At 68.8% G+C, this 17,254-nt stretch carries 18 protein-coding genes and 1 pseudogene; 9 read left to right on the forward strand and 10 right to left on the reverse strand.

The features are described from left to right. Positions 1-2: 2 nt before the first annotated feature. From asnB to AC067Z_RS24840, 4 genes are all read right to left on the reverse strand, one after another. Positions 3-2,165, reverse strand: a complete 2,163-nt coding sequence (asnB, locus tag AC067Z_RS24825; RefSeq protein ID WP_478791790.1) for an asparagine synthase (glutamine-hydrolyzing) — start codon at positions 2,163-2,165, stop codon at positions 3-5. A gap of 921 nt (positions 2,166-3,086) precedes the next feature. Then, a complete protein-coding gene (locus tag AC067Z_RS24830; protein ID WP_478791791.1) occupies positions 3,087-3,581 on the reverse strand; it encodes a hypothetical protein in 495 nt (164 codons plus the stop codon). A gap of 385 nt (positions 3,582-3,966) precedes the next feature. Beyond that, complete coding sequence (locus AC067Z_RS24835; RefSeq protein ID WP_478791792.1) at positions 3,967-4,503, reverse strand: hypothetical protein; 537 nt, start codon at positions 4,501-4,503, stop codon at positions 3,967-3,969. A 224-nt stretch (positions 4,504-4,727) separates the two neighbouring features. After that, positions 4,728-5,102 carry a hypothetical protein gene (locus AC067Z_RS24840; RefSeq protein WP_478791793.1) on the reverse strand — a complete coding sequence of 125 codons (375 nt, stop codon included), beginning with the start codon at positions 5,100-5,102 and terminating at the stop codon, positions 4,728-4,730. Between the two features lie 206 nt (positions 5,103-5,308). Here AC067Z_RS24840 and AC067Z_RS24845 point away from each other — a divergent pair, with 206 nt between their 5' ends. The 4 genes and pseudogenes from AC067Z_RS24845 to AC067Z_RS24860 all read left to right on the forward strand — a co-directional run bounded on the left by AC067Z_RS24845 (position 5,309) and on the right by AC067Z_RS24860 (position 7,389). Next, positions 5,309-5,806: a hypothetical protein gene (locus AC067Z_RS24845; RefSeq protein WP_478791794.1), complete on the forward strand. Its 498-nt coding sequence runs from the start codon at positions 5,309-5,311 to the stop codon at positions 5,804-5,806. Beyond that, positions 5,797-5,928 (forward strand): annotated as a pseudogene (locus AC067Z_RS24850) (undecaprenyl-diphosphatase); the annotation flags it as partial. The gene AC067Z_RS24845 and the pseudogene AC067Z_RS24850, both read left to right, overlap by 10 nt. Positions 5,929-5,981: 53 nt before the next feature. Then, positions 5,982-6,155: a hypothetical protein gene (locus AC067Z_RS24855; protein WP_478791795.1), complete on the forward strand. Its 174-nt coding sequence runs from the start codon at positions 5,982-5,984 to the stop codon at positions 6,153-6,155. Positions 6,156-6,231: 76 nt separating this feature from the next. After that, positions 6,232-7,389 carry a methyltransferase gene (locus tag AC067Z_RS24860; RefSeq protein WP_478791796.1) on the forward strand — a complete coding sequence of 386 codons (1,158 nt, stop codon included), beginning with the start codon at positions 6,232-6,234 and terminating at the stop codon, positions 7,387-7,389. Positions 7,390-7,392: 3 nt separating this feature from the next. Here the strand turns inward: AC067Z_RS24860 and AC067Z_RS24865 are convergent, their stop codons facing one another. Beyond that, positions 7,393-8,004, reverse strand: coding sequence for a flavin reductase family protein (locus AC067Z_RS24865; RefSeq protein ID WP_478791797.1), 612 nt, complete (start codon positions 8,002-8,004; stop codon positions 7,393-7,395). A 79-nt stretch (positions 8,005-8,083) separates the two neighbouring features. Between AC067Z_RS24865 and AC067Z_RS24870 the strand changes: the two genes are divergently transcribed. Together AC067Z_RS24870 and lnt are read left to right on the forward strand one after the other, a co-directional pair. Continuing rightward, entirely contained in the window at positions 8,084-8,533 is a 450-nt protein-coding gene (locus tag AC067Z_RS24870) for a nuclear transport factor 2 family protein (RefSeq protein WP_478791798.1), read from the forward strand. Positions 8,534-8,669: 136 nt separating this feature from the next. Beyond that, positions 8,670-10,322, forward strand: coding sequence for an apolipoprotein N-acyltransferase (gene lnt / locus AC067Z_RS24875; protein ID WP_478791799.1), 1,653 nt, complete (start codon positions 8,670-8,672; stop codon positions 10,320-10,322). Here lnt and AC067Z_RS24880 read toward each other — a convergent pair. Next, a complete protein-coding gene (locus tag AC067Z_RS24880) occupies positions 10,243-11,151 on the reverse strand; it encodes a Gfo/Idh/MocA family protein (protein ID WP_478791800.1) in 909 nt (302 codons plus the stop codon). The two genes, lnt and AC067Z_RS24880, sit on opposite strands and share 80 nt — an antisense overlap. Positions 11,152-11,180: 29 nt before the next feature. Next, positions 11,181-12,410, reverse strand: a complete 1,230-nt coding sequence (locus AC067Z_RS24885; protein WP_478791801.1) for an FAD-dependent monooxygenase — start codon at positions 12,408-12,410, stop codon at positions 11,181-11,183. An 83-nt stretch (positions 12,411-12,493) separates the two neighbouring features. Here AC067Z_RS24885 and AC067Z_RS24890 point away from each other — a divergent pair, with 83 nt between their 5' ends. The 3 genes from AC067Z_RS24890 to AC067Z_RS24900 all read left to right on the forward strand — a co-directional run bounded on the left by AC067Z_RS24890 (position 12,494) and on the right by AC067Z_RS24900 (position 14,195). Continuing rightward, on the forward strand, positions 12,494-13,108 hold the full coding sequence (locus AC067Z_RS24890) for a TetR/AcrR family transcriptional regulator (RefSeq protein WP_478791802.1): 615 nt from the start codon (positions 12,494-12,496) through the stop codon (positions 13,106-13,108). Positions 13,109-13,148: 40 nt separating this feature from the next. Next, a complete protein-coding gene (locus AC067Z_RS24895) occupies positions 13,149-13,661 on the forward strand; it encodes a DinB family protein (protein ID WP_478791803.1) in 513 nt (170 codons plus the stop codon). Between the two features lie 87 nt (positions 13,662-13,748). Further along, entirely contained in the window at positions 13,749-14,195 is a 447-nt protein-coding gene (locus AC067Z_RS24900) for a hypothetical protein (RefSeq protein ID WP_478791804.1), read from the forward strand. Positions 14,196-14,198: 3 nt separating this feature from the next. On the opposite strand, the gene AC067Z_RS24905 is transcribed toward AC067Z_RS24900, so the two are convergent. The 3 genes from AC067Z_RS24905 to AC067Z_RS24915 form a co-directional block, all read right to left on the reverse strand. Continuing rightward, a complete protein-coding gene (locus tag AC067Z_RS24905) occupies positions 14,199-14,681 on the reverse strand; it encodes a hypothetical protein (protein ID WP_478791805.1) in 483 nt (160 codons plus the stop codon). A 121-nt stretch (positions 14,682-14,802) separates the two neighbouring features. After that, positions 14,803-15,471 carry a uracil-DNA glycosylase gene (locus AC067Z_RS24910; RefSeq protein ID WP_478791842.1) on the reverse strand — a complete coding sequence of 223 codons (669 nt, stop codon included), beginning with the start codon at positions 15,469-15,471 and terminating at the stop codon, positions 14,803-14,805. Between the two features lie 91 nt (positions 15,472-15,562). Further along, a complete protein-coding gene (locus AC067Z_RS24915) occupies positions 15,563-17,143 on the reverse strand; it encodes an ABC transporter substrate-binding protein (RefSeq protein WP_478791806.1) in 1,581 nt (526 codons plus the stop codon). Positions 17,144-17,254 lie beyond the last annotated feature (111 nt).

Consider the following 17,254-nt stretch of genomic DNA (forward strand, 5'->3'; position numbering starts at 1 on the left):
CGTCATCGGCTGAAGGAGATCAGCCGCTCGTCCAAGAGCTCGTCCAGATCGGGCTTGACATCCGGCAGACTGGTTCCGGCTTCGCTCAAGACCTTCGCGAGGTTGGCGGAGCCATCTGCACACTGAATTACCCGCAGGATGGGGGACTCCGAGTCGAGCTCGTATCTGATCTCCCCGTCGGCGACGAGGTACCAGTTCGCAGCCAGGTCGGTCAACAATTTCAGACTGTCACTCAGCACAGGCACGTGCTCCAGAGAGTAGTCGTGCAGGGAGGCGATGAACTCCTCGGCTAGCCCTGTCAAACTCTTCCCGAGAGGCAGCGACGTTCGCTCGGCGCCAGCACTCATGTCCGAAAGCCGCGGCGGCTGTGCCGCCATCTCCGCCAGAACGCCCATGTTCACCACACGCATGAGCATCTCCACAGATGCAGAATCCGTGTTTCCGTCGCCGAACTCTTCCAGAGTGGCAGTGATGACGTCTGCGTCCAGGTATTCCTGGGCTTGAGGCGCAGCAAGAGCACGGTCGATCAGTTCCCGGTTGCGGGAGTTCATCAGCCGGACCAGCATCCGGTATGCGTGCCCTGTGCCACGTCCGTGGAAGAAGGGTACCTTCTCACGCTCCGCGATCCGTTTCGGGAGGCGCGACTTGACTGCTTGCCGCAGGATGCGCTTGTCCCACAGCAACTGCGGGCGCAGTCTTTCCGGGATCGACGTGGTCAGTTCTACCAGCCTGTGATCCAGGAAGGGAACTCGAGCTTCAACACCGCTTCCGGCAGCCGTACGGTCTTCGTGCCAGACGTTGTACTGCTGGATCTTGTGATACTCGGAGAGCGCGTAGTCCCGATAGGCGTCGTTGACGCTGTGTTCCCAGCTCCGTGCTACACGATCCGTGAGGAAGTACGGCTCCGCTGTCCACCAGTGTCGGTACTCAGGGCGCTGATCGTGCCAAGTATTCCGTCGCATCTCCCGGAGCCTGTAGTGGAATGACGCCCAGTCATCAGCGACTCCGCGAGAGTACCCGCCATTGAACTCATCGCTGGCTGCACCGAGCAACATGCCACGAAGCTCCGGCCTTTGTAGACGTGCGAATCGATAGAGCTCGTGCTTGTAGTAGATTTCCGGACCGGTCATGGGGGTCTCGGACAACCACAGCAGCCGCGCCCACTCCTCCGGCGTTGGCACATCGTCGGGGCCGAAGATCACCTGATGGTTCTGCACGCCGAGTTCGCTCGCAAACCATGCGGCATGCTCCGCGTCTCCATTTTCCCATGTGCCGCCGGTGAACGCCGTGAACGTATGCACGTCACCCAGTTGGTGCTGCGCCAGCGCGAGCACCGTCGCCGAGTCGATGCCTCCGGAGAGAAAGATCCCGAGCTCAGTGTCAGCCGTGGCGCATTCCTTGATCGAAGCCTCAAGCAGATCACCGTAGCGTTCGATGAAGTAGGCGGCGTCGCCCTCCTCCGCTTCGTACGGCATCTCCCAGTACTTGTACTGGGAGGCTGATCCATCTCGTAGATTCGTGCGGATCACGGTGGCAGCCGGCACGCTCTGCACACCTTCGAACCAGGTGCATACCTCGCGCGCGTGGAAGCGGGGAGCGGCGGCAAGCGACGGCACGGCGAGCGCTCGTTCCCAGTCGAAACGACGTGGCGTCGACGGATCAGCGAAGAGTCCCTTTACCTCGGACGAGAGGACGATGCGTTCGTCATTCTGGTGAAAATATAGGGGCTTGATACCGAAGCGGTCCCGGGCAAGTATGAGCTCCTGCCTTGCGCGGTCCCACAGGATGATGGCGAACATGCCGCGTACGTTGCGCAGGAAGTCGAGTCCATGCTGACGATAGAGATAGAGAAGGACTTCACAGTCAGAGCCGGTCTTGAGCTCAATGCCCGAGGGCAGTGTGGCTTCAAGCTCCTTGTGGTTGTACACCTCTCCGTTGGCGATCAGGACAAGATTGCCGTCGTCACTGATCAGTGGCTGAGTGCCGTTCTCGGGGTCAGTCAGGGAGAGTCTGGTGAATGCCAGACCGACGGGGCCACTACGAAGCATCTCCCGCTCGTCTGGCCCCCTGTGGTGGAGGATGTCCGCCAGATGGTTCAGGAGAACATCTTCCTCCGGGCCCAGTGCGCGCCCGCCGAGTCGAGCTATGCCTGCCAGACCACACATGTACTTCCCCCTACTACGGCATGCCCTTGCTTCCTCTGACATCCGGATGTGCGCGCCGCCAGAGGCGGCGCGCACATCCGGTCAAGTGGGCCTAAAATTAGGCGTCCCCACGCAGAACAGTCTGCTGCGAGACCTTCTTGACAGTCGGCTTGGTGTACTTACGCATTGCGAAATCACCTCGTTTCTTGTCGGTTCGGGATGCAGTTTTCAGGGCCCTCGCTCCCGTGATCGGAGTCAAGCATCCACAGATGCCGCTCGGCCAGACATTCGCTCCAGACCGAACACTGCCTCTGAGTCACCGCCGGAAAGCCTGATGTCCCGACGCTGTTCCCGCTGCCTACGACGGCGTTTCCGCCGGCGCCCGGGCACTGACGGGTCGCCCCTTGCCCGCACCTCGGGCTCTCCAGCCCTTCTCGTTTCGGAGACGACTATCAGAGATCTGGACGCGCTCATGACGGCACTGGCCCAGGCACACTGACGCAAGAACGGTGGGCTTGCCCTGGAACTCGTCCCGCTCGGCGCATAAGCCGTCGCGCTAGTCGAGTCGTTCCACGGCCGCCAGCAACTCGTTGACGCGTGCGGTCAGTTCCCCTTGCTGCCAGCGTGGTCCAGTTGGGCGCCCAGAGCGCTGGACCGCTTCCTTGAGACGGCGCGCTTCTTGCGCAGGCTCTTGTTCTCCGCGGGGACCAGGGGCGAGGTCGGTGGCCAGGCTCGCCGCGACGCAGTCGCCCCGGCCCTTCATCGCGGCCTCGATGTGCTCGCTCACCCCTCAGCGAAGATGCGCGCCAGTTGGAGACGTCGGCGGCACGGGCGACGGGGACGGAGTTGATGCGCTCCCCTCCTTCCGTTGGGAGTGTTCCCCGCGCACGCCGAGGCCCGCCCCCGAACAGGGGCGGGCCTCGATCAGTGATGCCGGTGGCGCTATTGGCGTGTGAGCGGTTCGCAGCCGCTGATGGTGACGACGCCGTCGGCCTTGGTGAGCGTGATGATGATCCGCTCGTCCGCGTTCGCGGACTTGAGCTGCGGGAACTTGGCGTCGTCGGTGGGGTCGGTCGAGACCATGCAGACCTCGAAGATGCCCTTCTCGGCGCCGGGCGTCTGGTACGTGCCAGCGGGAATGTCTTCGCCGACCACGTAGTCGCCGTCCGGGTACTCGGCGGGCTTCTTCGCGTCGGGCTTCTTCGCGCTGGGCTTCGGCGACGGCTTGCTGCCAGGACAGTCCTCGCCCCCCTTGACCGCGCCGAAGTGAACCTTGGTGTCGGTGGGGTGGTTGCCCGCCTTCGGTGACTGGCTGCACACCTTCCAGTTCCGGTCGAGAACCTGCATCCGTTCCTTCCCGAGCGCGTCGTGCGACGTGAGGCTGTAGAACCCGGCGGCCTGCGCCTGGTCTTGTGCGACCTGCAGGCCCTTGCCCACCAGGTTGGGCAGCGCGCGAGGCTTGCTGTCGTCCTTCTTTGCCGCCTTGGTCGCTTCCTTGGTAGCGGTACTGGCCGGCGCGGCGACCGTCTTGCCCTCCGTCTTGCGGCCTTCCTCCTCACCCCCGACGACCGCGCCGAGAACAATGAGGAAGGCGAAGACGCCGCCGACAGCGATGCCGGTGATGGCCCATCCGGACAGGGGCTTCTTCGGCGGCTGTTGGGGCTGCCACGGGGCGGGGCCGCCCGGGTACGTCGGCTGGGGCTGCTGCGGGTATCCGTAGCCTGGCTGTTGAGGTTGCTGGCCGTAGGGCGGGGTGGGCTACGACATTTGCGACTCCGGAAGGTGTGTGCGGGACCGTGGCGGTGCGGGCCCTCTGGGGCCGTCAGCCGAGGGTGGACGCGAAGTCGCCCGCTTCAGCCTTCTCGGCGGTCAGTTGGATCTTCCCTCGGTGGCTGATCTCCACCTGGTAGAACTTGTGGCCCTTCGGCACGTCAGGCACGGCCACGTCGAAGGTGCACCATCCCGCGTCGTCGCGCTCCGGTGATTCGATCGTGCCGGTTGCCACGGTTGTGCCTTTAGCGTCGTACACAGTGACCGACGTTCCAGATCGGATGTCGTCGTATCCGCCGTCCCCTGCGCAGGGTTCGCTCCCGCTGTTGACGGTCGTGATCCCTTCGTAGTCGGTGAGGGCGAACTTCCCTGTGAGGGTGAAGGTGTCGGGCTCGCCGAGGCTGGTGTTGGCGGTGATGGCCCAGATGCTGCTGACGAGGGCTGCTCCTGCTATCGCACCGGCGGCCGCCGCCCTCCATGTGCGGGAGTGCTGGTTCGGGGCGCTGGTCGGCAGTGGGGGCATGGCGGGGGCGGGCGGAACCTGCGGGCCCTCGGGGCTGGGGGGCGGCGGAGGCTGGTCTTGGGCCATGGGCGACCTCGTGCGCGCGAAGTGACGGAGATGTGTTCAAACTGTGTCCACACAGTGGATGAGATGCGTGACACCCGGTAGGCGCGAATGGTTGCCCGTTCACCAGAACGAGCGACAAACGGCGCCTGGGCGGACAACGGTCAGATGGCCTGGGCTTCACCTTCGGTGTCGTGCGTGTCGAGGTAGTCGATGGTGCGGCTGAGATTGGCGGCGAGGCAGGGAGATCACGACTCCTCCTTGATGGCCGGCTCGGTGCCTTCGGCGGCCTGGATCCACTGCTGGGCGATGCCTCCGGAGACGGCGCGGTAGACGGCGCGCCCTGTATCCCAGTCGACGACGCCGTGGGTTAGCGGCGGACAGGGCAGGGAGTCGCGAGTGGTGTAGTACCGATCCCGGTCGCCATCGACGCGGACGCGGAGGATGTCGGCGACGATGCCGTGCTCGCCCCGGAAGCCGGTGCGCCGATACCAGCCGCGGATCCCATGGGCGTCGACCCACGCGACGAGCCGCGCGCGGCGCCAGAGGCGAGTGGTCTCAGGTGCCGCGACTTCGGCCGAGGCGAGCGAGCGGAGGCCCGCCGAGCTGTACGCGCTCCGCAAGGAGTTCTGTCACCCGGCCTGGCCGGTCGAGGACCCGGACGAGGAGCGGCGCGAGGAGAGCCTCGCCCGGTACCGCGACGGCGAGGAGCCGATGCCGGCGATCCGGGTGCAGTACCAGCACCAGTGGAAGGACTCGGTTCTCACTCTGCTGCCACCGAAGTACGAGTCGTACCGGACGCTGGTGATCCCGCCGTTCTTGGCGGAGCTTGCTCGAGGCGCTGTGCGCGTCGCACGATTCCGAGTGGGTGTTCCCTTCAATCAATGGCGGGCCGCTGGCCAAGGCGAACTTCACTCACCACTACTGGAGGAAGATCGCCGACGGGCAGGATGAGCGCGAGCAGCGCCGCGGCGGATGGCGTCCGCTGCCCGGCTGGCCGGCCGTGAAGGCGTATGCGGGGAAGCGGCTGTACCTGCTCCGTCACGGGCACAAGGAGTGGTGCGACGAGGGCGGAGCGCGACGTGTGGCGGTGGAGGGCCGGATGGGTCACGAGCTGCCGGGTGTCGAGGGTGTCTACAGCAACGTGACAACGGCCATGGAGCGGGAGATCATGGAGTTGCTGCAGCTGAAGTGGCAGCGGTTCGTCGTGAGCTTGAGCACAGACTGGGCCCCAACTTCTCCCAATCCTCTCCCAGTTGATCTATCGGTCTGGATGAAGACGCAGATCACAGAGGCGGAGAAGGTGCTCCGGCGTACTGGTTCATGAAATTCATCACTACGAAGAGCTTCATGCCGTTCGTGATCTACCGAATCATCCTGGGAATCGTGCTGTTCATCCTGGTCGGCACGGACACGCTGAGCCCGCACGCGGGTGAGTCGGGCGACTGACGGTCACTGTCGGGTGGGGGACGGTCACCCGAGTGAAGCCGTAGCCTGAGTGCATGTCCCCCATTCGCAACGATTCCAAGACCGCCATGTCCGCCTCCGAGCTGAACGCCCGGATCCGTGAGCTGTGGGCCGACGGGGAGCTCCCCGACGCCCGGCGCCCGGAGTACGAGGCACTGGTCGTCGAGTGGGCTGCTGCGGCACGCGAGGACGTCGGGCGCGCCGCCTGAACGCGCGGCGACTGTCCGGGCCCGGTGGAGCCGCACGGCGAGAACGCTTTCCGCGCTCGGCTAGCCTGAGGGCACGATGAACCGTCTGACCACGTCATGGGGCGCCTTCGAGCTCACCCGCTTCCCCGAGGACTCCCGCGACGAACTGAGAGCCTGGGACGCCGCCGACGAGTATCTGCTGCGGCATCTGCACGGCATCGACGACGCCCCGCCCGTGTCACTGACCGGCACCGTGGCCGTCGTCGGCGACCGGTGGGGTGCGCTGGCGGCCTCGCTCGCCGGTCACCATCCGGTGGTGCACATCACCGACTCGTACCTCGGCCGGCAGGCGACCCTGGCCAATCTGACGCGCAACGGCATCGGGTCCGACGCCGCACAGCTGCTCTCCGTCCGGGACACCCCGCCGGAACGCATCGACGTGCTGCTCGTGCGCGTCCCCAAGAGCCTGGCTCTGCTGGAGGACCAGCTGCACCGCCTCGCGCCCGCGGTCCACGCGGACACCGTGATCGTCGGCACCGGAATGGTCAGCGAGATCCACACCTCCACGCTGAAGCTGTTCGAGCGCATTCTGGGGCCGACACGGACCTCGCTCGCGGCGAAGAAGGCGCGGCTGATCTTCTGCTCTCCCGACATGGGTCTGTCGCGGATACCGAGTCCCTGGCCGCTGCGGTACGCGCTGCCGGCCGACACCGGAGCCCTCGCCGGCCGGACCGTCACCAACCACGCGGGCATCTTCTGCGCCGAGCGCCTCGACATCGGCACCCGGTTCTTCCTGCGCCATCTGCCGCGAGGCGGTGGTCACGAGCACATCGTCGACCTCGGCTGCGGCAACGGCGTGGTGGGTACGGCGGCGGCACTCGCCGACCCGGACGCACGGGTGACGTTCACCGACGAGTCGTACGCGGCCGTCGCCTCCGCCGAGGCGACCTACCGGGACAACGTTGCGGACGGGAAGGCCGACTTCCTGGTCGGTGACGGCCTCTCGGAACTGGCCGACGCCTCGGCCGATCTGGTGCTGAACAACCCGCCGTTCCACTCGCACCGGGCGACGACCGACACGACGGCGCGCCGGATGTTCGCCGACGCACGCCGCGTGCTGCGGCCCGGCGGCGAACTGTGGGTCGTCGGCAATCGCCATCTGGGCTACCACGTGCGTCTGCGACGGCTGTTCGGCACCTGCGAAGTGGTCGCGAGCGACCCGAAGTTCGTGGTCCTGCGTGCGGTGAAACGCTGACGGTCAGTGCTGGGTGCGCTGCCAACGGTCGTACGGCACACGGGCGATCTCGCGTACCTCGCCGAGCGTGCCCCACTCGTTCCTGCCGAGCCTGGCCAACGGCGCGAGCCTCGTCACCTCCGGGTGCTCCCCGTCCATGACCTCCTCGCTGACAGCCGCGTGCACGACGCGGCCGAGGACGACTGTCGAATCGCCGAGCCGCAGGGTGCTGTGGAGCTCGCACTCGAGCGCCACCGGGGCGGCGGCCACCCGCGGCGGCACGACCCGCAGACTCGGCTCCCTCGCGATGCCCACCGCGTCGAACTCGCTGATGCCGCGCGGGAAATCGGTCGCGGTCGCGTTGATCTGCTCGAACAGCGGCTCGGGCGCGAAGTTGACCACGAAGGCGCCGGTGTCCTCGATGTTGCGCAGCGAGTCCTTGCGGCCCACCGAGGTGAACTGGACGACCGGCGGGGCGACACACGAGATGGTGAAGAACGAATGGGGTGCCAGGTTGTCGGTGCCGTCCGCGGATGTGGTGGACACCCAGGCGATCGGCCGGGGCACGACGGTGGCCGTCAGCAGCCGGTAGAAGGTGTCACGTCCGCACTGGGCAGGGTCGAGATCGATGCGCATGCGGGCAGTATCCCCGCCGCGGCGCGCGGTCACGTGCACGGCTCTTGGCTCCGTGCCCGCGCTGCCGGAGACTGACCCGATGACGCAGCGCGTGGATCTCGCGACCGTGATGGACCGCCTCGCCATCGACGAACTGGTCACCGGCTACGCCGTGGCCGTCGACGACGGCGACTGGGACGCCTACCGGGCCCTCTTCACCTCCGACGGACGTGCCGACTACCGCGGGTCGGGTGGCATCGAGGGGACGGCCGAGCAGGTCGCCGTGTGGCTGGCGGGGGCCATGCGCCTGTTCCCCGTACGGCAGCACCTGATCGTCAACCGGCGGGTGAGCTTCGAGGACCTGGACGGCTATCCGGGTGACAGCGCCGACGTGCTGGCCGACTACATCAACCCCATGCGGCTGGAGTCGGGCGACGACTTCGTCTCGGGCGGCCGCTACCGGTTCGCTCTCACGCGCGGGGAAGGCGGCTGGCGGCTGCGCTCCGTGGCCATCGAGGAGAAGTGGCGCCGCACGCCGGGCAACGCCTGAGGGAGGCGCACGCCGAGCAACGCCTGAGGAGGCCGGCGCCGGGCAACGCCCGGGGCGCCGTCCGAGCGCCGGGGCCCACGAGGCGCACTGTCCCCGCACACCCTCTTCCTCCACACTGGTCGTGAGGAGGCGCGGCATGCGGATTCCGTTCGGCCGGCCGGCGGGTCGCGGGGGCAGCGGGCTGTGGGGCCCGGGCCCGGGGACACCACGGTCGCCCCGTGCTCGCGCGCGCGGCGTGGCCGCGGTTGCCGCAGGCGCCCTGCCCGCGCTCGCCTTCCCCGAGCCTTCGCTGTGGTGGTTCGCCTACGCGGCTCTCGTGCCGTGGCTGCTGCTGGTGCGCAGCGCACCGACGGGCCGCCGGGCGGCCGTGGAGGGGTGGCTCGGCGGCGTTGGCTTCATGATCGCGGTGCATCACTGGCTGCTGCCCAGCCTGCATGTCTTCCTGGTGGTGATCGCGGCGCTGCTGGGCCTGCTGTGGGCGCCGTGGGGCTGGCTCGTACGCTTCATGATCGGCGGGACGCCGTCCGCCGGGCGTGCTCTTGCCGCGCTCGCCGTGATCCCCTCCGGCTGGCTCATGATCGAACTGGTCCGGTCCTGGGAGGGGCTGGGCGGACCGTGGGGCCTGCTCGGCGCGAGTCAGTGGGAGGTGTCCCCCGCGCTGCGGCTCGCGTCGGTCGGCGGTGTCTGGCTGGTGAGCCTGCTCGTCCTGGCCGTGAACACCTCGCTCGCCCTGCTCGTCGCCGTCGAGGGCGCCCGGGCGCCCGCCGTCGCGGGCACGATGGTGTGTGCGACGACGGTCGCCGCGGCCTGGGCATGGGCACCGCAGCCGCGGGAGTCGGGCCGGATACGGATCGTGGTGGTGCAGCCGGGGGTCGTGGGCGGTGCGGAGAGCGTGGAGCGCCGTTTCGACCGGGGCGAGGAGCTGACGCGGGAACTGGTGCGGTCCGGCAAGGACGTGGACCTGATCGTCTGGGGTGAGAGCAGCATCGGCGCGGACCTCGGGCAGCGGCCCGATCTCGCACGGCGCCTCGGCGCCCTGTCACATGCGGCCGGGGCACCGCTGCTGGTGAATGTGGACGCCCGGAGCGAGGGGGCGGGAGGCCCGGCCGGGATCTACAAGAGCTCGGTGCTCGTCGGGCCGGCCGGTCCGACAGGGGATCGTTACGACAAGATGCGGCTGGTGCCGTTCGGCGAGTACGTCCCGGCCCGGGCGCTGCTCGGCTGGGCGACCTCGGTCGGCAAGGCGGCGGGCGAGGACCGGCTGCGCGGCTCCGGGCCGGTTGTGATGACGCTGCCCGGCGGGCCGGAGGGGCCCGGGCTGAAGGCCGGCCCGCTCGTCTGCTTCGAGTCGGCGTTCCCGGACATGAGCCGACGGCTGGTACGGGACGGTGCACAGCTGCTGGTGGCGCAGTCGGCGACATCGTCGTTCCAGGACAGCTGGGCCCCGGAGCAGCATGCGTCGCTGGCGGCGCTGCGCGCGGCCGAGAGCGGCCGTCCGATGGTGCACGCGACACTCACGGGCACCAGCGCCGTCTTCGGCGCGCACGGGCAGCCGGTCGGCGCCCCGATGGGCACCGACACGAGCGCCGCTGCGGTGTACGAGTTCCCGACGGCGACCGGCACGACGCTGTACGTGCGCTACGGCGACTGGGCGGTCTACGGGGCGATGGCCGTGCTGGCCGCGCTGGTGGCGGCCGAGGGCACCCGGGTCATCCGGCGGCCTGCTCCAGGGCCCGCAGCACCACCTGCTCGCACAGCGCATGGCTCCGCAGCGCATCCTGCGCGCTGAGCTGCTTCCCGGCGCGCACCGCGAAGAGGAAGGTGTGCACGGCCTGCTCGATGCCGCGCTGGCGCGCGACCGGCACCCAGTCCCCGCGGCGGCGGACGCTGGGCTGGCCCTTGTGGTCCACGATCTCCGCGAGGTTGCGGACCTCGCGCTTGGAGTCCTGGCCGGAGACTTCGAGGACCTCTTCGGTGGAGCCGCTCATCCGGTTCATGACGCCGATCGCGGTGAATCCGTCGCCGGACAGCTGCAGCACTACGTGGTGCATCAGCCCATCGACGACACGGGCCCGCACATCGCTGTGCTCGACCGGTCCGGGCAGGAGGAACCGCAGGGTGTCGACGACGTGGATGAAGTCGTCGAGCACGAGAGTGCGCGGGTCCTCGGGGAGTCCCACCCGGTTCTTCTGCATGAGGATCAGTTCGCGCGGGTGCTCGAGGCATTGGGCGTAGCCGGGGGCGAACCTGCGGTTGAATCCGACGGCGAGGCTGGTGCCGCGTTCCTCGGCGAGTGCCACCAGCCGCTCGGAATCGGCGAGTTCGTAGGCGAGGGGCTTGTCGACGTACGTTGCCACGCCCGCTTCGAGCAGCCGCGTGACGATCTCGGCGTGCGCGGACGTCGGTGCGTGCACGAACGCGGCGTCGAGGTCCTGTGCGAGGAGGGCGTCGAGGTCGCTGTGACGGCGCCCTGCGGGGATGTGGTGGGTCTCGGCGACCCGGGCGAGCGTGGCGGGTGTACGGGTCTGCAGATGGAGTTCCACCCCGGGCAGGGTGGTGAGGACCGGCAGATAGGCCTTCTGCGCGATGTCGCCGAGCCCGATACAGCCGACCTTCACTGGGGTCTCCGTCCCATGCCGTACCGGCGTCAGTGCCGCGCCGGATGCTCTTCCTGCACGTCCTGTGCTCCGGCAGCATACGTGCGCTGCGGCGGCCGCCAGTCGGCGATGCCGTCGAAGGTGCGCAGCACGAGCCCGGGACCAAGTCGGCCGGCGGCGGACATGAGGGCGTCGCGGACGGCGACGGCGGGAGTGCTCGTCAGGGACATGAGCCGGGCGATGCGGGCGGACTTGCGGACGACGCCCATGGTGCGCGGCAGCCGTTCGGCGCTGTAGGCGGCGAGGCCCGCGCCGAGATCGCCGGTGGGCGGGGCGTGGTGGGCGAGGACGATCGCGTCCTCGATGGCCTGGTTGCCGCCCTGGCCGAGCGTGGGGGCCATGGCGTGGGCGGCATCGCCGAGCAGGGCGGTGCGGCCTCGGTGGAACGCGGGCAGGGGGTCGATGATGTGGTGGACGTCGTTGCGCAGCACCTGGCCGGGGACGGTGGCGGCGATGACGGCGGGGATCGGGTCGTGCCAGTCACCGAAGCGGCGCAGCAGTTCCGCCGTTTCGTCGTCGGCGGGCGTTCCTGCGGGGGCGGTTGCTGCCGCGTAGGCGTAGATCCGCCCGTCCGCCAGGGGTTGGGTGCCCCAGAGGGCACCGGGGCCCCAGCTCTCGTGGGGTTCGAACGGCGTCTCGGGCGCGGGGACGACGACGCGCCAGGTGGTGAACCCCGCGTAGGCGGGGCCGGGATGCGTGGGGAAGAGCGTGCGGCGGAGCGCGGAGTGGATGCCGTCCGCGCCGATGACGAGGTCGGCCTCGATGTCTCCGTCGGGGGTGGTGACGCGGGCACGGCGGCCGCCGGCGATGCCGGGGTCTGCCAGTTCGCCGGGGCACCCGGTGCGTATGGCGCCGTCGGGAAGCCGGCGGGCGATGCGGTCGACGAGGGTGGCGCGGTGGACCAGGACAAGGGGGCCGCCGAACCGTTGGGCAGCGGCTGCTGCGTCGGTACGGGACAGCCAGCGGCCGCTGGGGCTGCGCATTCCCCCGGCGCCCTGCCAGGCGGCGAGTTCGCGGATCTCCTCGCCGATGCCGATGACGTCGAGGGCGCGCTGGGAGTTGGGGGCGAGGCCGATGCCGGCGCCGACCGGCTCCAGCGATGCGGCGCGTTCGAGCACGGTGACCTGCCAGCCCCGCTGCCGCAGGGCGACGGCGGCGGTGAGTCCGCCGATTCCGCTTCCGACGACGACGGCATGGGCGGCTGCACGGGTTTCGGGCATGACTGCTCCTCGACACGTTGACTACATCTGTAGTGACACCCGTACCGTACTACAGCTGTAGTCGACGGGGTAGGTTTGGCCCCATGGCCGCACGCACCACCCCCCGCGCCTCGGGCAACGCACGCACCGAGCTCATCGCCGACACCGCACTCGCGCTCCTCGCCGAGCGCGGGATGCGCGGTCTCACCCATCGCGCGGTCGACGAGGCGGCCGGACTCCCCCAGGGCTCGACCTCCAACCACGCACGCACCCGCCAGGCACTGCTGGAGACGGCGGTTCGCCGCCTCGCCGAACGCGAGGCGGGGGTACTGACACTCGACGAGATGCCGGCGCCGGGCGACGGCCGCGAGGGACTGCTCGACGCCCTGGCTCTCGCCCTGCACCGCTATCTCACTCACCACCCACAACTGCTCGTGGCCCGCTACGAGCTGGCCCTGGAGGCCGGCCGGCGACCGGAGCTGCGGGAGTTCTACGACAACGCGGGCGCACGGTTCCGCGCGCCGCTCCACGCGATGATGGCCGCCGCCGGTTCCACCGATCCCCAGCGGCACGCACTGTCGCTGATCGCGTGGTGCGAGGGAATGATGTTCTCGTGTGCGGTCGGCTCGCATCACGACGCGATACCGAGCCAGGGGGAACTGCGCACCGGGTTCACCGAGTTGCTGCGCGGCATGCTCGGCACCGGCCCCGGCCGATAAGCCCTGGCAACGGGGAGGAGCGTGCACGAGGATGAGCGCCATGACCACCACGGCACGCACCGAACCGTCCACCACCGCCGGCGAACGCGACATGCTGACGGACTGGCTGGAGTACCACCGCGAGACCCTGCTGGCGAAATGCGCGGGCCTGAGCGACGCACAGCTGCGGACGGAGTCGGTGCCGCCATCCACGCTCACGCTGATGGGCCTCGTCCGCCATCTCGCCGACGTCGAACGCTGGTGGTTCCGCCGGGTCATGGCGGGCGAGGACGTCACTGCCCTCTACTACAGCGACGAGGACCCGGACGGGGACTTCCGCACGGACGAGGGCTCCACCTGGGCAGGCACGCTCGCGGACTGGCAGAGCGAGGTCGCCGCCGCCCGGGAGGTGGCGGCCGCCCGGTCGCTCGACGACCTGAGCACAGGCAGGACCAAGCGAGGCAAGCCCTTCAACCTGCGGTGGATCCTCACGCACATGATCGAGGAGTACGCCCGCCACAACGGCCACGCCGACCTCATCCGCGAACGCATCGACGGCGCCACCGGCGAATGATCAACACCTGAGGACGGTGTCACCCGTGCGGGCCAATTACGGCCATTACCGCCGGGCAACACGCCGCGCGCACAGCAGAGTTGCACGGTGCACCGAACAAGAATCACAGCAAAGGTCCTGGTCGGGATGGCGGCATGGGCCGCGACCGGCTGCGTGTCCGTCCAGGCGCAGCCGGCTCCTGTCCCCTCCTCCCCCACCACCGGGCGGTCGGAGCAGGTGGTGGAACCGCAGATCGTCCAGGGGCCGGCCCGGGAGGCGTTGGAGGCAGCGCTGCCGGACCCGAGTCCGTCGAAACCGGCCCCGAAGCCGGCCCGCGAACAGCCGGCGGCCGCACCGGTACCCGAGTACAGGGCCCCGGAACCCCGGCAGCGCAGCCGGGTGCCGAGAGTGCCGGCCGCACCACGCCCGGCCGTGCCACCCCTGCCCGACATGCCGGTCGACCGCGGCGCCGTCTGCGATCTCGGGCAGGGCTACGGCGGCTGGCGTGCCGACAGTCCCGAGACCCGCATCTGCCGCCAGGTGTACGGGAATTGACCGTCAGCCCGCGCGCAGCGTGCGCTCCAGGCGGTCGATCGCGGCCCGCACCCCGTTTCCGTACCCGTCGTCCGCCAGGGCATCCGTCGCCTCGCGCGCCAGGGCCAGGTGGGCCCTTGCGGCCTCCGGCCGGTGAAGCTTGACGTAGTCGGCGGCAAGATTGAGATGGAGCGAGGGGTAGAAGGCCCGCACCGCGAGTGACGGCTCGTGGCGGGCCGTCCGCTCCTCGCTCAGCCCCTCCGCCGCGGCCAGGGCGCGCAGGTCCCAGGCCAGCTCGTCGTCCGGTTCGTCCTGGGCGTCGGCCATGTAGTGGGCGAGGGTGCACAGGTGCAGGGGGTCCGCCCCGGCACCCGCGGCCGAGATCTCCGACCAGATCGCGCCGAAACGGTTTCGCGCTTCCTCGCGGTCACCGCCGTGGAGCAGCATGACCACCTGGCCGATCCGGGTCATGACCGCGTCCCCCGACGATGCCTCCTGCTGCTCCATCACTGTGGCCTCCCACGTCCGGGCCGGCTCGCTGCCGGCATCCCGACGCTATCGGCCGCCCCTGACATTCCCGGACAGGCTCGGGCACCGGTCCGAGCCTGTCAGCCACGGGTGTGAACGCTCAGCCGAGGTCGGGGATGCGCCAGTCGATCGGTTCGTGGCCCTGGGCCGCGACCGCCTCGTTGATCTGGGTGAACGGGCGGGAACCGAAGAACTTCTTCGCCGACAGCGGCGACGGGTGCGCGCCCTTGACCACCACATGGCGCGTCTCGTCGATCAGCGGAAGCTTCTTCTGGGCGTAGTTGCCCCACAGGACGAAGACCGCCGGGTCCGGTCGCGAGGCGACGGCCCTGATGACGGCGTCGGTCACCTTCTCCCAGCCCTTGCCCTTGTGGGAGTTCGCCTCGCCGGCGCGGACCGTCAGCACGGCGTTGAGCAGAAGGACGCCCTGCTCCGCCCAGGGCATCAGATAGCCGTTGTCCGGGATGGGGAGGCCGAGCTCGGCCTGCATCTCCTTGTAGATGTTGCGCAGGGAGGGCGGGGTCTTCACACCCGGGCGGACGGAGAAGCACAGGCCGTGCCCCTGGCCCTCGCCGTGGTACGGGTCCTGACCGAGGACGAGGACCTTGACGCGGTCGTACGGCGTGGCCTCGAGGGCGGCGAACACCTCCGCACGAGGCGGGTACACCGGCCCATTGGCCCGCTCCTTCTCGACGAACTCGGTGAGCTCACTGAAGTACGGCTTCTGAAGCTCGTCGCCGAGGACGCCGCGCCAGGACTCGGGCAGCATGTCGGTCACGTCAACAACCTCCGGTAGACAGGTGGTTCCGAGATCTCGGAGCCGAGATCCCAGAACCTACCTGCCTCCACTGACAATCCGCCTACCAGCTGGTCTTGCGGTACAGCTCCCACATCTGCATGACAGTCTGCGGGTCGAGGGCTCGCTCGCCGCCGCCGACCTCCTCGCTCGCCGCCACATACAGCTTGCCCTGCCACAGGGGCAGCAGCCGGACGTCCTGGACCAGGATCTCCTGGGCCTTCTCGAACTGCCCGGTGACCGCGCCGCGGTCGCTCTCGCGCCGCGTCTGGGGCAGCAGCTGCTCGGTGATCACAGGGCTCTCGTACGGGGTGCCGAGCACGTTCTTCGGGCCGACGAACGGAGCGATGAAGTTGTCCGGGTCCGGGAAGTCGGGGAACCAGCCTCGTCCGAAGACGGGGTACTCGCCCTGCTGGTAGCCCGTCTGGAACTCCGTCCACGGCTTGCCCTCGACGGTGATCCGGAACAGGCCGGTCTCGTCCAGCTGCCGCTTGAGCTCGGCGAACTCGGGCGCCGTGGAGGAACCGTAACGGTCGGTGGTGTACCAGAAGGTCAGCGGCACCGGCTGGGTGATTCCGGCGTCCTCCAGGATCTCCTTGGCCTTGGTGACGTTGGGCTCGCCGAAGCGGTCGAAGAACTCGGTGGTGTGCCCGGCGATGCCCTTCGGGACCATGGAGTACAGCGGCTCCGCCGTACCGTGGTAGACCTTCTCGACGAGCGCGCCCCGGTCGACGACCTGGGCGATCGCCCGCCGCACGGCGAGCTTGCCGGCGTTCGGGTCCTTGGGGTTGAACACCAGGTAGCGGATGTCGGCGCCGACGGTCTCGACGAGCTGCAGGTGATCGTTCTCCGGCTTCTTCTCCTGGAGTTCGACCACCTCCTCCGCGGTCAGACCACGGTTGATCGCGTCGATCTTCCGGTCCTTCAGCGCGGTCATCATCACGTCCGAGTCCTGGTAGTACCGGATCGTGACGGCGTCGTTCTGGATCTTGGCGAAGCCCTTGTAGCCGGCGAACCGGCTGAGCTCGGCCCGGTCCTCCTTCTTGTACGTGTCCAGGGCGTACGGGCCCGAGCCGGTGAGCTTGCCGTCCTCACGGAGCTCGTCCGCCGGGTACTCCGAGGGCGGCACGAGCGACATGGCAGGGGTGGCGAGGATGAACGGGAACGTGGCGTCGGAGGTCTTCAGCCGGAAGGTCACCGTGCGGTCGCCGGTCGTCTCGATCTTGTCGAGGGAGCCGAGCAGACCGCTGGGGCCGCCCTTCACGTCGATGGTCCGGATACGGTCGATCGAGTGCTTGACGGCAGCCGCGTCCAGCTTGTCGCCGTTCGTGAAGCTGAGGCCGGAGCGGAGCTTGCACTCGAAGACCTTGTTGGAGGTGTCCTTGAAACGGCAGCTCTCGGCGGCGTCGGGCTGCGGGGTCGTGGAGCCGGTCGGGAAACTGACCAGCGTCTGGAAGACGTTCCGGTACAACTCCCACGAGCCGTCCCAGGCGGCGGCCGGATCGAGTGTGCTCGGCTCACTCGTGGTACCGACGGCTATCTTCTGCTCACGGTCGGTTTCCTCGTCGGAGAACAGGCCGCATCCCGCGAGCAGAGATATGGACGCTAGGGCTGCAGCGGCCTGCAGACAGGTCCGGTAGAACACGTGCACGCTCCTCGTTCAGCCATGGGTCGGCCGACCATACCGCAGCACCCCGCCGGATCAACCTGTCGGTCCGACGGGGCACTTGCATCATTGCGGAACAAACCCGCTCAG

The organism is Streptomyces sp. NPDC043812 (genome assembly GCF_056436245.1).

Excerpts from the sequence above, each read along its gene's own strand:
- asnB (WP_478791790.1), bottom strand. The coding sequence starts at position 2,165 with ATGTGTGGTCTGGCAGGCATAGCTCGACTCGGCGGGCGCGCACTGGGC.
- AC067Z_RS24835 (WP_478791792.1), bottom strand. The coding sequence starts at position 4,503 with ATGGCCCAAGACCAGCCTCCGCCGCCCCCCAGCCCCGAGGGCCCGCAG.
- AC067Z_RS24855 (WP_478791795.1), top strand. The coding sequence starts at position 5,982 with ATGTCCCCCATTCGCAACGATTCCAAGACCGCCATGTCCGCCTCCGAG.
- AC067Z_RS24860 (WP_478791796.1), top strand. The coding sequence starts at position 6,232 with ATGAACCGTCTGACCACGTCATGGGGCGCCTTCGAGCTCACCCGCTTC.
- AC067Z_RS24865 (WP_478791797.1), bottom strand. The coding sequence starts at position 8,004 with ATGCGCATCGATCTCGACCCTGCCCAGTGCGGACGTGACACCTTCTAC.
- AC067Z_RS24870 (WP_478791798.1), top strand. The coding sequence starts at position 8,084 with ATGACGCAGCGCGTGGATCTCGCGACCGTGATGGACCGCCTCGCCATC.
- lnt (WP_478791799.1), top strand. The coding sequence starts at position 8,670 with ATGCGGATTCCGTTCGGCCGGCCGGCGGGTCGCGGGGGCAGCGGGCTG.
- AC067Z_RS24885 (WP_478791801.1), bottom strand. The coding sequence starts at position 12,410 with ATGCCCGAAACCCGTGCAGCCGCCCATGCCGTCGTCGTCGGAAGCGGA.
- AC067Z_RS24890 (WP_478791802.1), top strand. The coding sequence starts at position 12,494 with ATGGCCGCACGCACCACCCCCCGCGCCTCGGGCAACGCACGCACCGAG.
- AC067Z_RS24895 (WP_478791803.1), top strand. The coding sequence starts at position 13,149 with ATGACCACCACGGCACGCACCGAACCGTCCACCACCGCCGGCGAACGC.
- AC067Z_RS24905 (WP_478791805.1), bottom strand. The coding sequence starts at position 14,681 with ATGGAGCAGCAGGAGGCATCGTCGGGGGACGCGGTCATGACCCGGATC.
- AC067Z_RS24910 (WP_478791842.1), bottom strand. The coding sequence starts at position 15,471 with ATGCTGCCCGAGTCCTGGCGCGGCGTCCTCGGCGACGAGCTTCAGAAG.